This is a genomic window from Rhodoblastus sp., assembly GCF_019449565.1.
Taxonomy (GTDB): domain Bacteria; phylum Pseudomonadota; class Alphaproteobacteria; order Rhizobiales; family Beijerinckiaceae; genus Rhodoblastus.
In genome coordinates this window covers 1-4,003 of record NZ_JAGRPM010000023.1, presented here as the reverse complement: position 1 = coordinate 4,003, position 4,003 = coordinate 1, and the positions used below count along the sequence as shown (strand labels likewise).

At 62.4% G+C, this 4,003-nt stretch carries 1 protein-coding gene and 3 pseudogenes; all 4 read right to left on the bottom strand.

Annotated elements, in window-relative coordinates:
* Positions 1-141: 141 nt before the first annotated feature.
* Positions 142-327 (bottom strand): annotated as a pseudogene (locus QZ409_RS05250) (DDE-type integrase/transposase/recombinase); the annotation flags it as partial.
* Positions 328-520: 193 nt separating this feature from the next.
* Positions 521-1,249, bottom strand: a complete 729-nt coding sequence (istB, locus tag QZ409_RS05245; RefSeq protein ID WP_296707536.1) for an IS21-like element helper ATPase IstB — start codon at positions 1,247-1,249, stop codon at positions 521-523.
* Positions 1,249-2,753: pseudogene (istA, locus tag QZ409_RS05240) on the bottom strand (IS21 family transposase). Before istA ends, istB begins: the two are co-directional and overlap by 1 nt.
* Positions 2,754-2,868: 115 nt before the next feature.
* A pseudogene (locus QZ409_RS05235) lies at positions 2,869-3,445 on the bottom strand (transposase); the annotation flags it as partial.
* Between the last annotated feature and the right edge of the window lie 558 nt (positions 3,446-4,003).

Genomic DNA, 4,003 nt, shown 5'->3' with positions numbered 1-4,003 from the left:
CGCTTCAAGGCCAGCGCCGCAACCGCAAAAGGACGAAAGGAGAAAGCCAATGCCTTGACCAAAACCTGACCGCAGGAACATAAAAAGGCGGGTCACTTCTCAGTGAAAATCCCGGGTCAGTTCCAAACGGAAATCAACAGCGACGAGTTGTGCGGTCATCTCCGCTTTCATCGACCAGCCGACGACGCGGCGAGAGAACAGATCGATCACCGCAGCGACATAAAGCCAGCCCTCGGCCGTCCAGATATAGGTGAAGTCGGCGATCCACTTCTGGTTTGGTCGCTCGGCCGAGAACTGGCGGTCCAGGACGTTTGTCGCCACGGCGTTGGCAAGCCTTTGGCCGCCGTCCTTTGGCAAGCCGCGCCGGCGTGTCAATCGGCGCGCAAAACTGACCCACGATCGGCGTCCAAAATCGACCCACCGGCGGCGCGGGGTTCGCACGAGCGCGCGCCCCGGCGCAGCTGGTCGGGATTGCGCAGCCGGGGCGCGCGCGGCGGCGTGAGGCATGGCGTATGCAATATCAGGCGCGAGTTTTGAGGCGCCAGCTATCGTTGCCGGTTTCCACGATGTCGCAATGATGGGTAAGGCGGTCGAGCAGCGCCATCGTCATCTTGGCGTCGCCGAAAACCGATGGCCATTCTCCGAAGGCGAGATTGGTCGTGACGATGATCGAGGTGCGCTCGTAAAGCCGGCTGATCAGATGGAACAGCAGCTGACCGCCGGATTGGGCGAAGGGCAGATAGCCAAGCTCGTCGAGCAGGACAAAGTCGAGACGCGTCAGATAATCGGCAAGACGGCCCTGACGCCCGGCGCGGGTTTCGGCCTCAAGCCGGTTGACGAGATCGACGGTATTGAAGAAACGGCCTCGCTTGCCCGCGCGGATGCAATTGCGAGCGATGGCGATGGCCAGATGCGTCTTGCCCGTGCCGGTTCCGCCAATGAGCACGACATTGCGCTGCATCTCGATGAAGCCGCCGTTGGCGAGGTCGCGCACCAGGCCTTCATTGATCGGCGTTCCTTCAAAAGCAAAGCCTTCGATGTCCTTGGCCAGCGGCAGCTTGGCGATCGTCATCTGGTATTTGATCGAGCGCGCGTGCTTTTCGGCGATCTCGGCTTGCAGCAGCTCGCCAACGATGCGCGGCGGCTCATGCTGACGTTTGAGGGCGTTGGCCATGACCTCGTCATAGGCGGCCTTCATGCCGAAAAGCTTGAGTTCGTTCATGCGGTCAAAGATCTGGGTCCTTTCCATCAGCCTATTCTCCTGATGTTGTCGTAGCGGGCGCAATCGGCGACCGGCGCATGCTGGAGCCTCAGCCCCTCGGGCGCCTGGATCGCAGGAACCGGCCCCGGATCGCGACGGCGAGCGAGGATGTTCAGGATCACGTCGGCGGAATGGACGTTTTGCGCGAGCGCTTCGGCGCAGGCCGCCTCGACTGCGGGCAGCCCGTCCGTCAGGACCGCGGCGAGGATGTCGACCATCTGGCGCCCGCCATCGTCAATGCCGGCGAGCTTGCGCCGAATGCGCTCCATGGCGGCGGGCAGCACCCAATCCTTGAACGGCGCGCCGTTGCGCAAAGCTCCCGGTTTGCGCGCCAGGACCGGCACGTAATGCCAGGGGTCGAAGATCGTCTCGCCGCGTCCAAAGGCGCGTGGATGCTCGCCGACTACGCGCCCGTTCTGGCGAATGACGATGCGGTCGGCGTAGGCCCCTGAACATCAACCGGACGCCCGACCGCGCTCGCGTTGACCGAGTATTTGTTGTTGTCGAAGCGCACCAGGCAGGTCTTGGAGACCGAAGCCGGCACGGCGTGGAATCCATCGAAGGGGCCGGCATAGGGCACAAGCTTTGGCCGCTCCGCCTCGAAAACCTCCCAGATCGTCTTGTCCGCGATCTCGGGGTGCGGATGGGCTTTGGCGTAGGCGACGCAGCGATCGGCAAGCCAGGCGTTCAGCTCATCGTAGCTTTTGAACTTCAGGCGCGGCGTGAAGAAGCGCTCGCGCACGAGGCCGACCTGATTTTCGACCTGACCCTTTTCCCAGCCGGACGCCGCCGGCGTGCAGGCGACGGGATCGACCAGATAATGCGCGCACATTTGCAGGAAACGCCGATTATAGAGCCGGTCTTTGCCGACGAAGATCGTGTCGACCGCCGTCTTCATGTTGTCGTAGATTCCACGCGTGCAGGCGCCTTTGAAAAAGGCGAACCCGCGGTCGTGCGCGTCGAAGACCACCTCCTGCGTCTCGCGCGGATAGGCTCGCACAAACAGCATCCGGCTATGACAAAGGCGCAAGTGCGCCGCCTTCACGGTCACAGTCGCGCCGTTCAGCACGACGACTTCATGGCTCCAATCGAACTGGTAGGCCTCCCCCGGCGCGAAAGTCAGCGGCACGAAGGCGTCCGCCGTCAACGCCGACCGTTCTCGCCGCCATCCCTTGGCGTAGCGCCGGACGGCGTCATAGCCGCCGGTGTAGCCCAGATCGCGCAGCGCCTCGAAAATGCGGATCAGCGTCAGGCGCTCGCGCGCCGCCTGATCGGCGTTCGCCGCCAGCAAACGGTCAAGATCATCTGTCCAGCGACCAAGCTTGGGTCGAGGCTGAACGTCGCGCTCATATTCGAACGAAGTCTCGCCGGAGCGCAGCACCTTGCGCACCGTGTTGCGCGAAAGGTTGAGATCCCGGGCGATCTCCCGGATCGACTTGCCTTTGACAAGATGCTCGCGCCGGATCCGGCCAATCGTCTCCACAATCAACATCCCCGACCGCCCGCTCGCAATTGCAAAGCAAGCAGCTCACCAGCCCAAGGTTCGGAGGGTCAATTTTGGAAGCCGATCCCCCGGTTCAGGGGTCAGTTTTGCAGGCCGAATAACACCGGCGGGGCCTCGCACGCAGGGCGCTTTCTTGCATCAGCCGTTCAATCTTGTGCAGGCCGCAGGAAAAGCCTTCGGCAAGCACATCCCGCCAGACGCGACGAGCGCCGTAGGTTCTTGCGCTGGCGACAAAACTCGCCCGGATCGAAGCGGTCATTTCCTCGTCAAGCTGCTCACGGGCGCATGGCCCGCGTTTGAGCCAGGCATGAAAGCCAGAGCGGGAGACGTCCAGTGCTTCGCACAACCATGCCACCGGCCAGACAGAACGGTGCTTTGCAAAGCGAACCTCATTTCGCTTCCCTCGCAAAGAAGGCTGCGGCCTTTTTTAGGATGTCGCGCTCCGCCCGCAGTTTGGCGACCTCGCGCCGCAGGCGCTCGATTTCGATCTGCTCGGGCCTCATCTGCCCTTGGCCAGGAAAGGCGTGCGACGGATCGCTTGCCATTTCCTTGGCCCAGCGCCGCAGCATATTCTCGTGCAGGTCCAAATCCCGCGCCGCCTGCGCGACGCTCACGCCGCGCTCGCGAACCAAACGGACCGCTTTGACCTTAAACTCTCGACTGAATAGACGCCGTCCCATACCCCACCCCCAGCTCGTAAAACACCTTATCTCGGTGTCCACAGAACCGGCAGCAGCTCAGACACATCCCGGCTCGGCCAGGAAAACGACGGCGCCCACCGTCAGCTACACCACCAATTGGGACACGATCTCGTCCAGGGCGGTGACCCCGTCTGCCGATCGGTTGAAAAGGCGCTCGTCGACCCGATCGCGCGTATGATTGGGGGCTGGGAGGCGGCCGTTGAGGTCGCCCCTCGCTCCACGCGATGCCGAAGGTCTTGATAGCGCCCAACCGAAACAACTGCGCAAGATCGTGTGCATCCCGCTCGGCAGGGTACCGCGTTGGCCCGAACTCGATGTTGACTGTTGCATGTCGCCCCAGCCGCAAGCTACAAGGCGTTTTCGGTTCGAAAGCGTGAATGCCGAAGTTCCGAATTCTGTATCCATCCGGCGTAGCACGCAGGCGGCCGGCATCAGGTTGATCGCCTCGCCAGGATCGTCGGATCGTCTTTGTGCATTTTGATGAGGTCGATCAGGTTCTCGATGCCGAAATCGGTGAAGGCCATCTCGCCATCTTCG

Excerpts from the sequence above, each read along its gene's own strand:
- istB (WP_296707536.1), bottom strand. The coding sequence starts at position 1,249 with ATGGAAAGGACCCAGATCTTTGACCGCATGAACGAACTCAAGCTTTTC.